The organism is Glycocaulis sp. (assembly GCF_052168375.1).
Classification (GTDB): Bacteria; Pseudomonadota; Alphaproteobacteria; order Caulobacterales; family Maricaulaceae; genus Glycocaulis.
In genome coordinates this window covers 1-1355 of record NZ_JBQLZR010000091.1, presented here as the reverse complement: position 1 = coordinate 1355, position 1355 = coordinate 1, and the positions used below count along the sequence as shown (strand labels likewise).

Annotated in this window: 1 protein-coding gene; it reads left to right on the top strand. The window is 66.2% G+C overall.

The features are described 5' to 3' along the window. Window positions 1–1355 (top strand): dihydroxy-acid dehydratase domain-containing protein (locus ACTS2Z_RS03530; protein WP_442571848.1); only part of this gene is annotated, 1355 nt, incomplete at both ends.

The window sequence follows — 1355 nt, the reverse complement described above, 5'->3', positions numbered from 1 at the left end:
GCCTGATGAGCCGCGAATGCGTCGCCGATTCTGCAGAGCTGGCCGTACGCGGACATTGCCTCGATGCCGTGCTGTTCCTTGCAGGGTGTGACAAGACCATACCGGCCGCCGCGATGGCGGCAGCGCGCCTCGATTTGCCAAGCGTCATTCTCTACGGCGGCTCGATCATGCCGGGCCGGATCGGCGACAAGGCGGTTACCATCCAGGACGTGTTCGAGGCGGTGGGAGCCTGCGCGGCCGGTCGTATCAGCGAGGCGGAATTAGGCGAGGTCGAACGCCAGGCCTGCCCCGGTGCCGGAGCCTGTGGCGGCCAGTTCACCGCCAACACCATGGCGCTGGCGTTGAGCTTTCTGGGGCTTTCCCCCATGGGCCTGAACGATATTCCGGCCACCGATCCGAGAAAGCCGGAAGCTGCCCGGCGCGCCGGCGAACTGGTGGTCGAGGCATTCCGTGAAGGGCGCAATGCCCGGCGCTTTGTTACATCGCTTTCCTTGCGCAATGCCGCAGCGGCCGTGAGCGCCACGGCAGGCTCTACCAATGCAGTCCTGCATCTGGTCGCCATCGCCCGTGAAGCGGGTCTCGGACCGGAGGCCTTCGGCATTGATGCCTTTGACAGCATCTCGCGCAGCACGCCGGTGATTGCCGATCTGAAGCCGGGCGGACGATACATGGCGCCCGACATGGCCCGCGCTGGCGGGACGCCGCTGCTGGGCCGGCGCCTGAAAGAGGCCGGGCTGATCGGAGACGCGCCCACCGTTACCGGCGACACGCTCTTTGCCCTGCTTGACGGTGCGCCCGAAGCGCCCGGTCAGGATGTCATCCTGCGCGCGGATCGTCCGTTGAAGGCACGCGGCGGCTTCGGCATTCTATACGGCGATCTCGCGCCGGAGGGGTGCGTGGCTAAACTGGCCGGGCACGACCGGCTGATCTTCGAAGGTCCGGCACGTGTCTTCGACAGCGAAGATGCCTGCTTTGAGGCGGTCCAGTCGGGAAAGATCGCCAAGGGCGATGTTGTCATCATCCGCAATGAAGGCCCTGCAGGCGGGCCGGGCATGCGCGAAATGTTGGCCGTGACCGCCGCCATTCAGGGCGCAGGGCTGGGCGATGATGTCGCTCTGGTCACGGACGGGCGCTTTTCCGGTGCCACGTATGGCTTCATGGTCGGACATGTCGCGCCGGAAGCCGCCCATGGCGGACCGATAGCCTTTGTCCGGGACGGTGACATTGTCCGGATCGACGTCGAGGCCCAGCGCATCGATACCGATGCCGATCTGGCGGCCCGCGCCAGGGGCGGCTTTACACCGCCAGCACCACGCTATCCTCATGGGGCCTACGCGAAATACGCGGCCCTTGTG